Genomic DNA, 13,822 nt, shown 5'->3' on the forward strand with positions numbered 1-13,822 from the left:
CAGCCCACTCGGGCGAGTGACGCCGATTGCCCTGGCAGAGCAGTGCTCTGCCAGGGTTTCGCGTCATGACCTCGCTCCAGGTGGACATCGACCAGCTGACCCGTTTGACGCGTGCTCTGGACTCCTCGCTGGTCTCCCTGCGGGAGGCCCGGCGGGCGCTGGACCACGTACGGCCCGACCAGCTGGGCACGGCGGATCTCGACGCGGCGTGTGACGGCTTCCAGGAACGGTGGGCCTACGGCACGCGGGAGCTGACCAAGCGCGTCAAGGCCGTACGGGAGGGCGTGGACCGCAGCGCCGCGGAGTACGCGGAACTGGAGGAGGCCATCCGCGCGGCCTTCCGCCGGGCAGCGGCGGCCGGGCGTGGCTGAGCACGCGGCGCTGGGCTTCGACCCCGCCCCCGGGAATCCCGCGGCGGTCCTGGCCCTGACCAAGAAGCTCGCCGCCTCGGCGAACTCCCTCGGGGAGGCCTCCCGCGTCGTAACGGCCCTGGCAGCCCAGAGCTCGGCGTGGCAGGGCGAGGCCGCGACCGCCTTCCGCGCCTCCCTCTCGCAGGACCTCCCCCGCTACCTCGGCGCGGCCCACACCTCCCTCGCGGAGGCCGCCCGCCGGCTCACGGGGTGGCACGACACCCTGGTCGCCCACCGCGCGCTGGCGGCCCGGTACGAGTCCCAGGCCGCCGCGGCCAAGACGGAGGAGGCCCTCACCGACGCCCGCCGCCTGGCCCGCGAGCTCGCCACCGAGCACGCCGCGGCGGCCCGCCGGGTGGCGCAGACCCTGAACGCCGCGACGGACCGGCTGGCCCCGAAGGAACCGGGCATGCTGGCCTCGATCTGGCGGAAGATCGTCGACGACCCGGCGGATGCGTTGTCGAACGCGTCGGCGCTGCTGGGTTTCGTCGGCGCCCTGGTGGCACTCGCCTGCCCGCCGGCCGGGCTCGCGATCATGCTCGTCGGGAGCGGCCTGTCCCTGGCCGCCCTGGCCATGCATACCTCGGACCCGAAGTTCCGGAAGTCCTTGACGGACGGCTTCACCAAGGGCGAGTTCGACGCGGACTTCTGGAAGAGCGGAGTGACCCTGATCGGCGACGCCGCCGGCACGGTCCCTGGCCTGGCTGCGGTCGCCTCCGGAGCCAAGGCCGGCACGGCGGCTGCCCGCGCCGCGATGGCTGCCGCCCCGGAGGGCAGCGCGCTGACCGCGCTCGCTCCTGGGGCCACCGCCTTCAGACAAACGGCGTGGTCCACCGCCGATGACCTGCGACAGGTGGAGAGCCCGCTCACCGGATGGGCATTACAGACATCGGCTCAGTCCACCAGAAACCGGGTAGGTGTGGCCGTGGCAGGCACAGGAGCTCTGACCGCCGGTCTTGACTACGTCTCGGACGACGAAGCGCTCGAACACAGCTCGACATCGGTGGACGGTGCCCGAGGGGTCCTCGACGACGCTCCCTCAGCCATCAAGAGGTCCGCTCACGTCTGGTCGGTGCTGAGGCCATGACCTATCGGAGCTCCGTCCCGGCGGTCTGGTTCCGCCTGCCTCCGGGCTTCCACAATGTCGGCCCCGGCGACAGGGCGGCATTGAACTCGTTCGCGGAGGCCTTGGGCAGCTCCGACGCCCAACGGGAGCTATCCCAGCTCATGGATGTCCTTGAGGAACTGGCAGGGCACGATGTCGTACACACCGCGCTCGGCTTTCACCCCGAGGAGCCGGCTGGCGTCACCACGTCGTTGTTCTCTCTGACGGTCCGGCCTGTCGAACAGCCCAACCCCCGGCTTACCGTGGCACGTACGGCTCTGGCCATCGCACGTTCGTCTCTGTGGACCGACTCCATCCGCCGGTTCATTGATCTTCCGTCAGCTCTGCCCTGTTGCCTGGTCGCCGGGATCATTTCCGTGCCCAATGTGGACCATCGTTTGTTTCAGGCCAGAGTCGCGACCGTGCATCCGGATGGACTCCACCTGCTCGTCCTGGACCTGACCAGCGCCTCCACTCAGCACGCCGACGCGTACACGGACGTCCTCGAAGCGGTCGCGCACACCCTCAGCTTTTCCGATCCCGACCCGAGTGCGCCGACGGCGGCCGGGACCTCACGCATCCTGGAGGTGCTCCTATGACCCTCGCACTCACCAAGGTGGCCTGGGACCACCCTCCGACCGTTGTCGGCTACAAGCGGTTGGTCATCCGCCGCCTCGGATGGGTACTCAGCCTCGGCGGTCCCCCACTGATCGCCCTGGCCTGCATCGACCTCGTCCCCCACGCAGGAACGGCCTTCGCCCTGATCACCATGCTCGCGGCGCCCCTTCTTCCCTGGGTGATCATCGCCTACTTCAGACGGCGCCGCGTCGCCACCGTGCTGCAGAGTTACCCCTGGCGCGAGTGGCCGTGTCAGCACCCTCGCTACGTGACGGGGAACCCCGCGACCATCGCCATCCCGTTCCGAGAGGACTTCACGGCCACGTTCCGGATCATCCCGTTCCCCGTCGCGCTCGCAGATTTGGAAAACAACGACCCGGACCGGATCTGGTTCGCCGGAGACCCGCGCTTCGGCGGGGTCGTGTCGCCCGTCGGGGGCCATTACCTCGTGCGGGTCGTACCCCACACGCCGCGACGCGAGGAGTGTGGTGGCGAGGGGTTCGACCTTGCCCGGCGCGTGGGGCTGGTCCGGAGCAGCGGCAAGGGCACGCGGACCTGATCAGCTCCGGCGCGGACGCAGCGCGAGGCGTTCGGACTCCGAGAGGCCGCCCCAGACTCCGAAGCGCTCGTCATTGGCCAGGGCGTACTCCAGGCACGCCGCCCGCCCCTCGCACGCCCCGCACAGCCGCTTCGCGTCGCGCAGCGACGAGCCCGGCTCCGGGAAGAAGAAGCCCGGCCCCGTCTGGGCGCACAGGGCGAGGTCGTACCAGGCGGTGGTGTCAGTACCTGCGGTAGTGGTGTTCATCGACATGCCGGAGATACTGACCGCCACGGATGGACGTCCGATCAACGCCTGATCAACGCTCCGTCATGGCCCCGGCCTCGGCGCGCTGGCTATGACCGCGAACCGCGCCCCGAAGGGGTCCGCCAGCTTGGCGAAACGGCCGACTCCCTCCATGAACACCGGGGTGAGACGGACCTTGCCACCCGACTCCTCCGCCTTCGCCGCCGTCACGTCGCAGTCGCTGACCTCGAAGTACGGCGTCCAGTAGGGCCGTTCGGCGTCCTCCACCGGGTCCATGGATATCGGCACGAGGCCACCGAAGGCGGCCTCGTCCGTCGCACCGGCCGGCTTGACCATCGTGTACGTGCCGCCTTCGAAGGACATCTCGCTGATCTCCCAGCCGAGGACCGTGCGGTAGAAGTCGGACGCTCCGGCCACGTCGCCCGTATACAGCTCCGTCCAGCACAGGGTGCCCACGTCCGTGACCGCGCCGAGGCCCCTGTTCTTCTTGGGCTGCCACACCCCGAAGCCCACCCCCGCCGGGTCGGCGAATATCGCCATCCGGCCGAAGTCCTGGACGTCCATCGGCTCGAACACCACCGTGCCGCCCGCTTTGGTCACGGCCGCCGCCGTGGCGTCCGCGTCAGGGGTTTGGAAGTACACCTGCCAGGCAGCCGGGCCCTGTTCCGCCGGGACGGTCATGCCGCCCGCGACCGTCTTGCCGTCCAGGTGGAACATCCCGTATCCGCCGACCTCCTCGCCGCCCGCCTGGAAGTCCCAGCCGAACAGTCCCTCATAGAACCTGGCGGCGCCGTTGATGTCGGGTGCGCCGAGGTCCACCCAGTTCGGGGAGCCGTCCTTGTAGTCCGTGGTGAGCATGGGTCCGCACTCCTTCCGACCGATACCGCCGGGAGCTGTCCTGTCCTCTCTTCGAGCATGGCACCCCCCACTGACAGCGGGCTCGCGCTCCACAGAGTGAACGACCGTGCGTTCGGTAAGATGGCGCCATGGCAGACGGACGCGTGGAACGCGGCAACCAGACGCGGCGAACCGTTCTCGACCGGACGATGGGCATCGCCTCCGTGGACGGCCTGGAAGGCCTGTCCCTGGGGAAGATCGCCGCGGATCTCGGCCTGAGCAAGAGCGGGGTCTTCGCGCTCTTCGGCTCCAAGGAGGACCTGCAGCTCGCCACCGTCCGCGCCGCCGTGGACGTGTTCGTCGATCAGGTGGTGCGGCCCGTGCACGGGGAGCCCGACGGCCTCGCCAAGGTGTGGCGGGTGTGTGAGCGCTGGCTCGATTACTCCGGGCGCCGCGTCTTTCCCGGCGGGTGCTTCTTCTACTCCGTCTCCGCGGAGTTCGACGCGCGGCCCGGCCCCGTACGTGACGAGATCGCCAAGGTGCGGTCCGACTGGACGCGTTACATGGAGCGGGTCCTGGACGAGGCGCGGCTGGCGGGCGGGTTCCGGGACGCGGCCGACGCAGCGGACGTACCGCAGCTCGCCTTCGAGTTGATCGCCCTGATGGAGCTGGCCAACGCGCACTCCGTCCTGCACGGGGACCCGCTGGCGTACGAGCGGGCGGGGCGGGGCATCCTCGGCCGGCTGCGCGCGGTGGCGGCCGCTCCGGACGAGCTCCCGGAACGGCCACCTGAATTCAACTTCCCTTCCTGACCCCGGTCATTGCGACAGGGATACGGAGGCGGAAGCCGAAGCGGACGCGGATGTCGCGAACTCGACCGCCGTCGCTATGACGTCGGGGTCTGCCAGGATGCGGCGGTGGCCCAGACCCGTGGTCTCGATGAGGCGGGCCTGAGGGCCGTAGGCGTCGACGATCGCGCGTGACTGGGTGGGGGCGGCCATGTCGTCGTCCGTGTCGTGGACGAGGAGGACCGGCGCCTTCATGCCGGCGACAGGGCGGCCGGCGTCGAGACGCTGCCAGATGTCCGGTTCGCCGGGGAAGAGGCGGCGCTCGACATGGGTGCGCAGGGCGCGCCTGACGGCTGCGCTCAGGTCCAGCCGGGCACAGAACTGATCGAGGAGGTAGTCGAACTCCGCGACGCCCCCGATGCCGACGACGCGGTCGGCCCGTACTCCCTCCCGCAGCATGAAGAAGGTGGCCAGCACGCCGAAGGAGTGGGCCACGACGGCCGAGAAGTCGCCGTGCTCCGCGTGCAGTCGGCCGATGATGGCGCGGTAGTCGAGGATCGTGGAGGCCCGGCCGCCGGACTCCCCGTAGCCGGGGCCGTCGAAGGTGATCACGGTGCGGCCCTCGGCCCGCAGGGCCTCGATGAGCCCGGCGAACCGCGAGGCGCGCGAGGACCAGCCGTGCACCAGCAGGACGGGCCGGTCCCCGTCGCCCCAGCGGTACGTGGTGACGGCGACGCCGCGCACGACCAGCCGGGCGGTCTCCGCCTGCGCCATCACCTCCGCCTCCTCGGGCCGCAGCCGCACCCGACCGAGCGGCCGGACGAACAGGTCGAAGGCCCGGGGCCCTGCCAGTCCCGGGGCGAGCCGGGCGGTGACGTTGAGGGTGGTGCTCAGGAGCGAAGCGATGGGATGCATGCGCGGTTCTCCGGAATCTCCTCAGAGTGGCCGACCGCCGATGGCGCGGCCGGGCAATGAGGAAATATTAGCACGATCGTTCGTGCAATTTTGGAGAGATCGATGTGCCCGAGAGCAAGCCGGCCAGGGGTCCGCCGGTATCAGTCCTCGTGCTTGGCCCGGCTCGGTTGGACGCGCTTGGGCTCGCCCGGCATCTTCGGATAGTCGGGGGGATACGGCATGTCGCCCAGGCCGTGCTCGTGCTCGTCGCGGGAGGCGAGTTCCAGTACGGCGTCCAGGGCGAAGGCGTGCTCGTCCATGTCCGCGTGCACGTCGCCCAGTTCGGCGAAGCGGGCCGGCATGGTCACGATGTCGAAGTCGCGCGGCTCCACGTCGTCGACCTCGTCCCAGCGCAGCGGGGCCGATACCGGGGCGTGCGGGCGGGGGCGGACGGAGTAGGCGGAGGCGATCGTGCGGTCGCGCGCCGTCTGGTTGTAGTCGACGAAGATCCGCTCGCCGCGCTCCTCCTTCCACCAGGCCGTCGTGACCTTGCCCGGCATCCGGCGCTCCAGTTCCCGGCCGAGGGCGATCGCGCATCGCCGGACCTCGGTGAACGTCCAGCGCGGCTCGATCGGCACGAAGACGTGCAGGCCGCGGCCGCCCGAGGTCTTGGGCCAGCCGCGCAGACCCAACTCGTCCAGCAGCGCGCGCAGTTCATGGGCCGCCGCCACCGCGTGGTGGTAGTCGGTGCCCGGCTGCGGGTCCAGGTCGATGCGTAGTTCGTCGGGCCGGTCGGTGTCCTCGCGCCGCACCGGCCAGGGGTGGAAGGTGAGGCAGCCCAGGTTGGCGGCCCACAGGACGGCCGCCGGCTCGGTGGGGCAGATCTCGTCGGCGGAGCGCCCGCTCGGGAAGGCGATGTGCGCGGTCGGGATCCAGTCGGGGAGGTTCTTCGGCGCCCGCTTCTGGAAGAAGGACTCGCCCTCCACCCCGTCCGGGTACCGCTCCAGGGTCGTGGGGCGGTTGCGCAGGGCGCGCGTGATGCCGTCGGCGACCGCCAGGTAGTACTCGGCCACGTCCCGCTTGGTGAGGCCGCGCTCCGGGAAGTACACCTTGTCCGGGCTGGACAGCCGTACCGTCCGCCCGCCCGCCTCCAGCTCGATCGCATTACCGGCAGCACCCATGTGGGCCACGGTAGGCGGGCCCGGTCATGCGCGCACACCGGGCGGGGCCGGACGTACCACCGCAGAATCGAAGGCATGGATCTGCCAGTGATGCCGCCCGTGAAACCGATGCTCTCCAAGTCCGTGGCGAAGATCCCACCCGGCATGCAGTACGAGGCCAAGTGGGACGGCTTCCGGGCCATCGCGTACCGCGACGGCGACGAGATCGAGCTCGGCAGCCGCACAGGGAAGCCCCTGACCAGGTATTTCCCCGAGCTGGTGGAGGCGCTGAAGAGCAATCTGCCCAGCCGTTGCGTCGTGGACGGCGAGATCGTGATCGTTCATGGCGGGCGCCTCGACTTCGACCGGCTGACCGAGCGGATCCACCCCGCGCAGTCCCGCGTCGCCCTGCTGGCCGAGACGACCCCCGCCAGCTTCGTCGCCTTCGATCTGCTCGCCCTCGGTGACGAGTCGCTCCTCGACACCCCGCTCGCCGACCGCCGTACCGCCCTGGCCCGCTCCCTCTCCACCGCTCGGCCCCCCGTCCATCTCGCGCCCGCGACCACTGATCTCGCCCTCGCGCAGCAGTGGTTCGAGCAATTCGAGGGCGCCGGGCTCGACGGGGTGATCGCCAAACCCCTCGATCTCCCCTACCGGCCCGATGCCCGCCTCATGTTCAAGGTCAAACACGAACGTACTGCCGACGTCGTCGTCGCGGGTTTCCGTTTCCACAAGAGCGGTCCGATTGTCGGATCGCTGCTGCTCGGCCTGTACGACGCACACGGCGCCCTCCAGCACGTGGGCGTGTGCGCCGCCTTCCCCATGAAGCGCCGCGCCGAGCTGGTGGCGGAACTCGAACCCCTGCGCATGCCGGACCCGACCGGGCATCCCTGGGCGGCCTGGGCCGAGGAGTCCGCCCACGAGAGCGCCCGGCTGCCCGGCGCGCAGAGCCGCTGGACCGGGAAGAAGGACCTGTCCTGGGTACCACTGCGCCCCGAACGGGTCGTCGAGGTTGCCTACGACCACATGGAGGGGGACCGCTTCCGGCACACCGCCCAGTTCCGCCGCTGGCGGCCCGACCGGACACCGGAGAGCTGCACCTACGCCCAGCTGGAGGAGGTCGTGGGCTACGACCTCGCCGAGGTGCTCGGCCCGGCCGCCGGTACCGCCGGCTGACGCGCCGGTTCGGGCGCCGGTTCGGGCGCCGGTTCGGGCGCCGGGCGGGCACCCCGCCCCCGGCGAGCAGCCGCCGCCCCCGCCCCGCCTCACCCCGCCGTGAGCTTCTCCCACTCCTCGCGGTCCGGCCCCACCGCGTTGGGCGCGTAATCCGGCCGCGCCGCCAGCCAGCGCGCCACCCGGGCCCGGACCTCCGGGTCCGCGTACGCCCGCTCCGGCGGCTGCGCCAGGTGCCGGACCCTCGCCCGCGCCCGCATCACCACGGGGTCCTCCAGCGCGCAGTCGAACAGCGCGGCCACCTCGCGCGCCGTCCCCGTACGCCCGGCCCTGGTCGCGAAGCGCTCCCCGACGGCCGCGTCGGCGACCACCTGGAAGTCGAACCACGGCTTCAGCGTGCGCACCGCCCAAGCGTGGTGCTCGACGGCGAACCGCGCCGACCCCGGGTCCCGGTGCGCCGTACGGGCCACCCTGCGCGCGGCCCACAGGGCGAGCGACGTGCCCTGCCCGAGGGTCGGATTGGTGTGCGTGATCGAGTCCCCGACCGGTACCAGCCCGGTCACCACCGGACCCAGCTCGTCGACCAGCGCGCTCCATCGGTTGTCCAGGCTCGCCGTGGCCAGTACGTCCGTGAGCGGCTCGGCGCCCAGTGCCAGCCAGGCCGCGCCGGGCGGGAAGGCACGGGCCGCCCCCTCGAAGAGGGCCGGGTCGCGCAGCGCCGAGCGCGTGGTGTCCGCGGTGTGCACGAACACCGTCACGGCGAACACCCGGTTGTCGGCGGGGAAGACCGCGCACCCGGCGAAGGCCCCGCCGGTCACCGCCCAGGGCCGGCGCGGCCCCGCCTCCATGCCCTCGGGCAGCCGGTACCAGCGGCAGAAGTACGCGAGCCCCGTGCGGTGCCGTTCCACGACGGGCGGCCGGCAGCCCGCCTCGGCCAGCCTGCGCTCGATACCCCCGCGCCGCCCGCCCGCGTCCACCACGAGGTCCCCCTCGTAACTCCCGGCGCTGGTGGTCACTCCCGTCACCTGAATGCCCGGGACCGTGGTCAGTCCGGTGACCTGCTCCCCGTACCGGACGACGACCCCGGCTTCCGCGCGCAGCGCCGTGACCAGCGCGCTCTCCAGCACGATGCGCCGGGCCTGGAGCATGACGAGGTCCTCGTCGCCGGGGACCTCGGGGGGACGTACGTCGAACCAGTCCAGCTCGTGCCGTTCGCGGGCGCCGAGCCGGAGCATCTCCTCGTAGACGTCGGGCAGTTCGCCGCGCAGGACGTTGCGGGCGGCCCCGAGCAGCACGTGCGGCTGGGCCGCCTGCGGTACGGTCGGCCGCCGCCAGCCGAAGGAATCACGGTCGAGCGCGGTGCCGGGGGCGCGCGTGTCGCGCTCGAACAGTTCCGCCGTGTGTCCTTGCCGCGCCGCGAGCAGGGCGGTGGCCAGCCCGCCGATACCTCCGCCGATGACCAGCACATGTGCCATGGAGCGTCCCCCCGAACCGTTGGACCGTACGACGATCACACCGCCCAGAGCCTGCGCGGACGGGAGCCGCCCGAAACCCGCACGGTTGTCCGAGGTCGCACCGTACGCCGGCCGACTCAGGCCGTGCCCACGCCCGCACGCGCCCGGTGGGCCTCCACGGCCCGGCGGGTTTCCTCCTGGATCAGGTCGGCGTTGACCGCGACGGCCGCGCGCACCCCCTGCGCGGCCGCGCCCGCGACCTGCTCCATCGGGTTGGTCACGTTGCCCGCCACCCAGACCCCGGGCAGCGCGGTGGCCCCGGTGTCCGGGTCGGATTCGACGCAGGTGCCGATCACGTGGCCGTCCCGCCCGACCGCGGCGGTCGGCAGGCCCAGGCTGGTCAGGACGCCCGCGCGGGCGGTGAACCGCGGGGCCACCACCAGCGCCCGGCACTCCACCACGGCGCCGTCGGCCAGGGTCACCCCGGTCAGCCGGTCGTCCTCGACCGCGAGGCCGGTCACCTCGCCCACGACGACCCGGACACCCAGGGCGGCCAGCAGTTCCCGCTCCTCGGCGGTGAGCCGCCAGGTGTGCGCCAGCAGGGTGGTCCGCTCGCTCCAGTGCCGCCAGAGCTGTGCCTGGTGCACGGCGAGGGGTCCGTCGGCCAGCACCGCGACCGGCTCGTCCCTGACCTCCCAGCCGTGGCAGTACGGGCAGTGCAGCACGTCCCGCCCCCAGCGCGCCCCGAGGCCCCGCACCGCCGGAAGCTCGTCCACGAGACCGGTGGCGACCAGCAGCCGCCCCGCCCGGACGGCCGAGCCGTCCCCGCAGCGGACCAGGAAACCCCCGTCGGGCAGCCGGTCCGCGGCGACGGCCGTGCCCGACCGGACGACCCCGCCGTAGCGAGCCACCTCCGCGCGCCCCCTGGCCAGTAGTCCGGCCGGGCTCTCACCGTCCTGGCCGAGGTATCCGTGCAGGTGCGCGGCGGGGGCGTTGCGCGGGCTACCGGAGTCGAGCACGAGCACGGTCCGGCGGGCCCGGACCAGGGTCAGTGCCCCGGCGAGCCCGGCGGCCCCGCCACCCACGACCACCACGTCGAACGAACTGTCCGTTGCGTTGTCGTCGTCCATGCCGTTGTCGTTGTCCATGCCGTTGTCGTTGTCGTTGTCCATGCCTGCGAGCCTCCGCCCAGCTGCCCCCGCTTGACAAATGTTCTTGCCGAAGTGGCAAATGGAGCCATGACCGCCGAGGAGCAGAACGAGGAACTCGCCGACGTGCTCACCGCCGTGGGCCCGCGGCTGCGCGCCCTGCGCCGGCAGCGCGGCACCACCCTGGCCCAGCTGAGCGAAACCACCGGCATCTCGCTGTCCACCCTCTCCCGGCTGGAGTCCGGGCAGCGCAGGCCGACGCTGGAGCTGCTGCTTCCGCTGGCCAAGGCGCACCGCGTGGCCCTCGACGAGCTGGTCGGCGCTCCGGAGACCGGGGATCCGCGGATCCGCCCGCGCCCCTTCGTCCGGCACGGCAGCACCTACGTGCCCCTGACCCGCAACTTCGGCGGCGTGCACGCCTTCAAGCAGATCCTCCCGCCCCTCGACGATCCGCCGCCCCGGCCCGAACTGAAGGTCCACGAGGGCTACGAGTGGCTGTACGTGCTGTCCGGACGGGTCCGGCTGCTGCTCGGCGAGCACGACCTCGTCCTCGGCGCCGGAGAGGCCGCCGAGTTCGACACGCGCACCCCGCACGCCTTCTTCAACGCCGGTCCCCAGCCGGCGGAGTTCCTGAGCCTCTTCGGCCCCCAGGGCGAACGGATCCACGTCCGCGCCCGGCCCACCACCCGACCGGAAGGACGTCCATGACCACCGCCGACGAGCGCCCCGAGCGGGCCGTGCCGCAGCCCAACGCCGTCGTCGGCGTCGGGCTGGTCGTCGTGGACCGCGACGGCCGGGTGTTGCTCGGCATGGCCCACGACGGCCGCTGGGAACTCCCCGGCGGCAAGGTCGACCCCGGGGAGGGCTTCGAGCAGGCCGCCGCCCGGGAGCTCGCCGAGGAGACGGACCTGCGGGCTGCCCCCGAGGGCATCCGCGTGCTCTCCGTCCAGATCGAAGCGGATTCCGGCGTGACCCGGCTGACCGCGGCCGCCGTCACCACGACGGCGGAGGGCGTCCCCACCGTCACCGAGCCCGACAAGATCGCGCGCTGGCAGTGGTTCGCACCGGCCGAGATCCCCTCGTCCCTCTACGCCCCGTCGGCGGCCGTGCTGCGCGTCTGGCGCCCGGACCTGACCACGCTGCCGCACGTCTCCTCGTACGACTACCCGACGGCGAGCCCGGCCACCATCCACCAGCCGACAGCGAGCAGCTGATTCCGCGTGAGCCGGACAGGCCCCGGGACGGACCAGGCCGGGCCGCAGAGCAGGCCGGCCCGGCAGACCGGACAAGGCGGGCCAGGCCAGACCTTGCTCCCTATCCCCGCAGCGCCACCCCCGGTGCGAAGTTGCCCTCGCCGAGGTCCTCGGCCAGCAGCCGCTTCGCGATCGCGTCCGCCGCCACCCGCAGTTCGGCGCTCCGCGGCCGCCCCCGGTCCTTCTCCAGCTGGTCGCCGAGCCACTCGGCCCACGCCGCCGAGATGACGTCGGCCTCCCGCTGACCGGCGGGGGTGAGGGTGAAGAAGCTGCCCTCCCGGCTGAGGAAGCCCTCCTCCTCCATCCGGTCGAAGACCGGGAGCAGTACCTCCGGCGGCACGGAACGGCGCCCGGCGATCAGTCCGAGGCTGGCGTAGCCGACCGTCCGCGTCATCAGGTCCACCTGCATCACCGCCCACGCGCCCGCCATGTCCAGCCGGGTGTCGGAGGCTTCGACGATCGCGCGCGCCGTCTGCGGACCCATGGTCCGTACGAGTTTGCCGACCGCCAGCTCCAGCAGCTTGGCCGAGTCCCCCGAGGCCGTGGCGGGCGAGGCGAAGCCGTCGCCCATGTCCGTGGACCCGGCCCGGGCGCTGTCGCGCAGGTGCACCTCCTTGAGGAAGAGGGCCACGACGAACCCGATCGCCGCCACCGGCACGGTCCACAGGAACACCGTGTGCAGCGCCTGCGCGTACGCGGCGATGACCGGCCCGGCGGCCGCCGGATCGAGTCCGTGCACGCCCTGCGGGCTCTGGGCGGTCGCGTGCAGCCGCGCCGGATCGGCCCCGGTCGCCCGCGCCGCCCGCGCGACCCCCTTCGCCAGCTCGGGCTCCAGGCTGTTGGCGTAGATCGCGCCGAAGACCGCGGCCCCGAAGGAGCTGCCGAGCGTACGGAAGAAGGTGACGCCGGAGGTGGCGGTGCCCAGGTCGGCGTAGTCCACGGTGTTCTGCACGGCGATCGTCAGCACCTGCATGCACAGGCCGATACCGACACCGAGGACGAACATGTAGAGCGATTCCAGCCAGGCGTTCGTACCCGGCCCCATGCGGGACAGGAGGTAGAGCCCCACGCCCATCACCAGGCAGCCCACGATGGGGAAGATCCGGTACCGCCCGGTCTTGCTGGTGACGTTGCCGCTGCAGACGGACGCGATCAGCAGGCCGATGACCAGCGGCAACGTGCGGACGCCGGACACCGTGGCCGAATCCCCGTCCACGTACTGCAAGTACGTCGGCAGGAACGTCATCGCGCCCAGCATCGCGAAACCGACGACGAAGCTGAGCACCGAACAGACCGCGAAGACGGGATTGCGGAACAGCCGCATCGGCAGCATCGGCTCCGCCGCCCGCGTCTCCACCACGCAGAAGAGCGCCAGGGCCACGGCGCCCGCCAGGAAGAGCCCGATGATCGTCGCGGAGCCCCACGCGTACTCGTTCCCGCCCCAGCTGGTGGCCAGGATCAGCGCGCTGGATCCGACCGCGACCAGGGCGATGCCCAGGTAGTCGATCGCCGGGCGCCCGGCCGCGCGTACCGACGGGATGGTCCGGGCGGCCGCCGCCACCACCAGGATCGCGATCGGGACGTTCACGTAGAAGGCCCAGCGCCAGCTCAGGTGGTCGGTGAAGAGCCCGCCCAGCAGCGGTCCGATCACCGTCGCGACGCCGAAGACCGCGCCGATCGCGCCCTGGTACTTGCCGCGTTCGCGCAGCGGGACCACGTCGGCGATCAGCGCCATCGAGGTGACCATGAGGCCGCCGGCGCCGATGCCCTGCACGCCCCGCCACAGGATGAGCAGGGTCATGTTGCCGGCGAGACCGCACAGGAAGGAGCCGGTAATGAAGATGATCGCGGAGACCTGGAAGATCAGCTTCCGCCCGAAGAGGTCACCGAACTTGCCCACCAGCACCGTCGCCACGGTCTCCGCGAGCAGGTACGAGGTCACCACCCACGCCATGTGGGCCGCGCCGCCGAGATCCGCCACGATCGTGGGCAGGGCGGTGCCGACGATGGTCTGGTCGAGGGCGGCCAGCAGTACACCCAGCATGATCGTGCCGAAGACGACGTTGCGCCGCCGCCGGTCGAGCACGGGTGGCGCCGCTGCGACGGCGGGGGCGGTGGTCACATCTCGCACTCTCACAGCACCCCCGGCGCGCCGCATGCGGCGCGGGGCCGTCGGA

15 protein-coding genes are annotated in these 13,822 nt (G+C 72.0%); 8 read left to right on the forward strand and 7 right to left on the reverse strand.

What is annotated here, in order from left to right:
• Positions 1–65: 65 nt before the first annotated feature.
• From ACZ4TV_RS03700 to ACZ4TV_RS03715, 4 genes are read left to right on the forward strand one after another with little or no spacing between them, the layout of a single operon-like run.
• Entirely contained in the window at positions 66–371 is a 306-nt protein-coding gene (locus tag ACZ4TV_RS03700; protein ID WP_468130294.1) for a hypothetical protein, read from the forward strand.
• The gene (locus ACZ4TV_RS03705; RefSeq protein WP_468130296.1) at positions 364–1,497 is read left to right on the forward strand and encodes a hypothetical protein; all 1,134 of its coding nucleotides are present in this window, start codon (positions 364–366) and stop codon (positions 1,495–1,497) included. Before ACZ4TV_RS03700 ends, ACZ4TV_RS03705 begins: the two co-directional genes overlap by 8 nt.
• Positions 1,494–2,114, forward strand: coding sequence for a hypothetical protein (locus ACZ4TV_RS03710; RefSeq protein WP_468130298.1), 621 nt, complete (start codon positions 1,494–1,496; stop codon positions 2,112–2,114). Before ACZ4TV_RS03705 ends, ACZ4TV_RS03710 begins: the two co-directional genes overlap by 4 nt.
• The gene (locus ACZ4TV_RS03715; protein WP_468130300.1) at positions 2,111–2,692 is read left to right on the forward strand and encodes a hypothetical protein; all 582 of its coding nucleotides are present in this window, start codon (positions 2,111–2,113) and stop codon (positions 2,690–2,692) included. The genes ACZ4TV_RS03710 and ACZ4TV_RS03715 overlap by 4 nt, the downstream gene beginning before the upstream one ends.
• Here the strand turns inward: ACZ4TV_RS03715 and ACZ4TV_RS03720 are convergent, their stop codons facing one another.
• Together ACZ4TV_RS03720 and ACZ4TV_RS03725 are read right to left on the reverse strand one after the other, a co-directional pair.
• Positions 2,693–2,944: a WhiB family transcriptional regulator gene (locus ACZ4TV_RS03720; RefSeq protein WP_468130302.1), complete on the reverse strand. Its 252-nt coding sequence runs from the start codon at positions 2,942–2,944 to the stop codon at positions 2,693–2,695.
• A 57-nt stretch (positions 2,945–3,001) separates the two neighbouring features.
• A complete protein-coding gene (locus ACZ4TV_RS03725) occupies positions 3,002–3,796 on the reverse strand; it encodes a VOC family protein (protein ID WP_468130304.1) in 795 nt (264 codons plus the stop codon).
• Positions 3,797–3,924: 128 nt separating this feature from the next.
• Here ACZ4TV_RS03725 and ACZ4TV_RS03730 point away from each other — a divergent pair, with 128 nt between their 5' ends.
• Positions 3,925–4,587: a TetR/AcrR family transcriptional regulator gene (locus ACZ4TV_RS03730; RefSeq protein WP_468130306.1), complete on the forward strand. Its 663-nt coding sequence runs from the start codon at positions 3,925–3,927 to the stop codon at positions 4,585–4,587.
• A gap of 6 nt (positions 4,588–4,593) precedes the next feature.
• Here ACZ4TV_RS03730 and ACZ4TV_RS03735 read toward each other — a convergent pair whose 3' ends face one another.
• Together ACZ4TV_RS03735 and ligD are read right to left on the reverse strand one after the other, a co-directional pair.
• Positions 4,594–5,478, reverse strand: coding sequence for an alpha/beta fold hydrolase (locus ACZ4TV_RS03735; RefSeq protein ID WP_468130308.1), 885 nt, complete (start codon positions 5,476–5,478; stop codon positions 4,594–4,596).
• Positions 5,479–5,618: 140 nt separating this feature from the next.
• Positions 5,619–6,638 carry a non-homologous end-joining DNA ligase gene (ligD, locus tag ACZ4TV_RS03740; RefSeq protein ID WP_468130310.1) on the reverse strand — a complete coding sequence of 340 codons (1,020 nt, stop codon included), beginning with the start codon at positions 6,636–6,638 and terminating at the stop codon, positions 5,619–5,621.
• A 75-nt stretch (positions 6,639–6,713) separates the two neighbouring features.
• Between ligD and ACZ4TV_RS03745 the strand changes: the two genes are divergently transcribed.
• A complete protein-coding gene (locus ACZ4TV_RS03745) occupies positions 6,714–7,793 on the forward strand; it encodes an ATP-dependent DNA ligase (RefSeq protein WP_468130312.1) in 1,080 nt (359 codons plus the stop codon).
• 89 nt (positions 7,794–7,882) lie between these two features.
• On the opposite strand, the gene ACZ4TV_RS03750 is transcribed toward ACZ4TV_RS03745, so the two are convergent.
• Together ACZ4TV_RS03750 and ACZ4TV_RS03755 are read right to left on the reverse strand one after the other, a co-directional pair.
• Positions 7,883–9,265 (reverse strand): NAD(P)/FAD-dependent oxidoreductase, encoded by a 1,383-nt coding sequence (locus tag ACZ4TV_RS03750; RefSeq protein ID WP_468130314.1) that lies wholly within the window; start codon positions 9,263–9,265, stop codon positions 7,883–7,885.
• 116 nt (positions 9,266–9,381) lie between these two features.
• Positions 9,382–10,374: an NAD(P)/FAD-dependent oxidoreductase gene (locus ACZ4TV_RS03755; RefSeq protein WP_468130712.1), complete on the reverse strand. Its 993-nt coding sequence runs from the start codon at positions 10,372–10,374 to the stop codon at positions 9,382–9,384.
• Between the two features lie 108 nt (positions 10,375–10,482).
• On the opposite strand from ACZ4TV_RS03755, the gene ACZ4TV_RS03760 reads away from it, so the two are divergent.
• A complete protein-coding gene (locus ACZ4TV_RS03760; RefSeq protein WP_468130316.1) occupies positions 10,483–11,100 on the forward strand; it encodes a helix-turn-helix domain-containing protein in 618 nt (205 codons plus the stop codon).
• A complete protein-coding gene (locus tag ACZ4TV_RS03765) occupies positions 11,097–11,606 on the forward strand; it encodes a nucleotide triphosphate diphosphatase NUDT15 (protein WP_468130318.1) in 510 nt (169 codons plus the stop codon). Before ACZ4TV_RS03760 ends, ACZ4TV_RS03765 begins: the two co-directional genes overlap by 4 nt.
• Before the next feature lie 100 nt (positions 11,607–11,706).
• On the opposite strand, the gene ACZ4TV_RS03770 is transcribed toward ACZ4TV_RS03765, so the two are convergent.
• Positions 11,707–13,803 (reverse strand): MDR family MFS transporter, encoded by a 2,097-nt coding sequence (locus ACZ4TV_RS03770; RefSeq protein ID WP_468130320.1) that lies wholly within the window; start codon positions 13,801–13,803, stop codon positions 11,707–11,709.
• Positions 13,804–13,822 lie beyond the last annotated feature (19 nt).

The sequence above is a fragment of the Streptomyces sp. NPDC028910 genome, assembly GCF_055564955.1.

Excerpts from the sequence above, each read along its gene's own strand:
- ACZ4TV_RS03765 (WP_468130318.1), top strand. The coding sequence starts at position 11,097 with ATGACCACCGCCGACGAGCGCCCCGAGCGGGCCGTGCCGCAGCCCAAC.
- ACZ4TV_RS03710 (WP_468130298.1), top strand. The coding sequence starts at position 1,494 with ATGACCTATCGGAGCTCCGTCCCGGCGGTCTGGTTCCGCCTGCCTCCG.
- ACZ4TV_RS03715 (WP_468130300.1), top strand. The coding sequence starts at position 2,111 with ATGACCCTCGCACTCACCAAGGTGGCCTGGGACCACCCTCCGACCGTT.
- ACZ4TV_RS03725 (WP_468130304.1), bottom strand. The coding sequence starts at position 3,796 with ATGCTCACCACGGACTACAAGGACGGCTCCCCGAACTGGGTGGACCTC.
- ACZ4TV_RS03755 (WP_468130712.1), bottom strand. The coding sequence starts at position 10,374 with ATGGACGACGACAACGCAACGGACAGTTCGTTCGACGTGGTGGTCGTG.
- ACZ4TV_RS03720 (WP_468130302.1), bottom strand. The coding sequence starts at position 2,944 with ATGTCGATGAACACCACTACCGCAGGTACTGACACCACCGCCTGGTAC.
- ACZ4TV_RS03770 (WP_468130320.1), bottom strand. The coding sequence starts at position 13,803 with ATGCGGCGCGCCGGGGGTGCTGTGAGAGTGCGAGATGTGACCACCGCC.
- ACZ4TV_RS03750 (WP_468130314.1), bottom strand. The coding sequence starts at position 9,265 with ATGGCACATGTGCTGGTCATCGGCGGAGGTATCGGCGGGCTGGCCACC.
- ACZ4TV_RS03730 (WP_468130306.1), top strand. The coding sequence starts at position 3,925 with ATGGCAGACGGACGCGTGGAACGCGGCAACCAGACGCGGCGAACCGTT.
- ACZ4TV_RS03700 (WP_468130294.1), top strand. The coding sequence starts at position 66 with ATGACCTCGCTCCAGGTGGACATCGACCAGCTGACCCGTTTGACGCGT.
- ACZ4TV_RS03735 (WP_468130308.1), bottom strand. The coding sequence starts at position 5,478 with ATGCATCCCATCGCTTCGCTCCTGAGCACCACCCTCAACGTCACCGCC.
- ligD (WP_468130310.1), bottom strand. The coding sequence starts at position 6,638 with ATGGGTGCTGCCGGTAATGCGATCGAGCTGGAGGCGGGCGGGCGGACG.
- ACZ4TV_RS03760 (WP_468130316.1), top strand. The coding sequence starts at position 10,483 with ATGACCGCCGAGGAGCAGAACGAGGAACTCGCCGACGTGCTCACCGCC.
- ACZ4TV_RS03745 (WP_468130312.1), top strand. The coding sequence starts at position 6,714 with ATGGATCTGCCAGTGATGCCGCCCGTGAAACCGATGCTCTCCAAGTCC.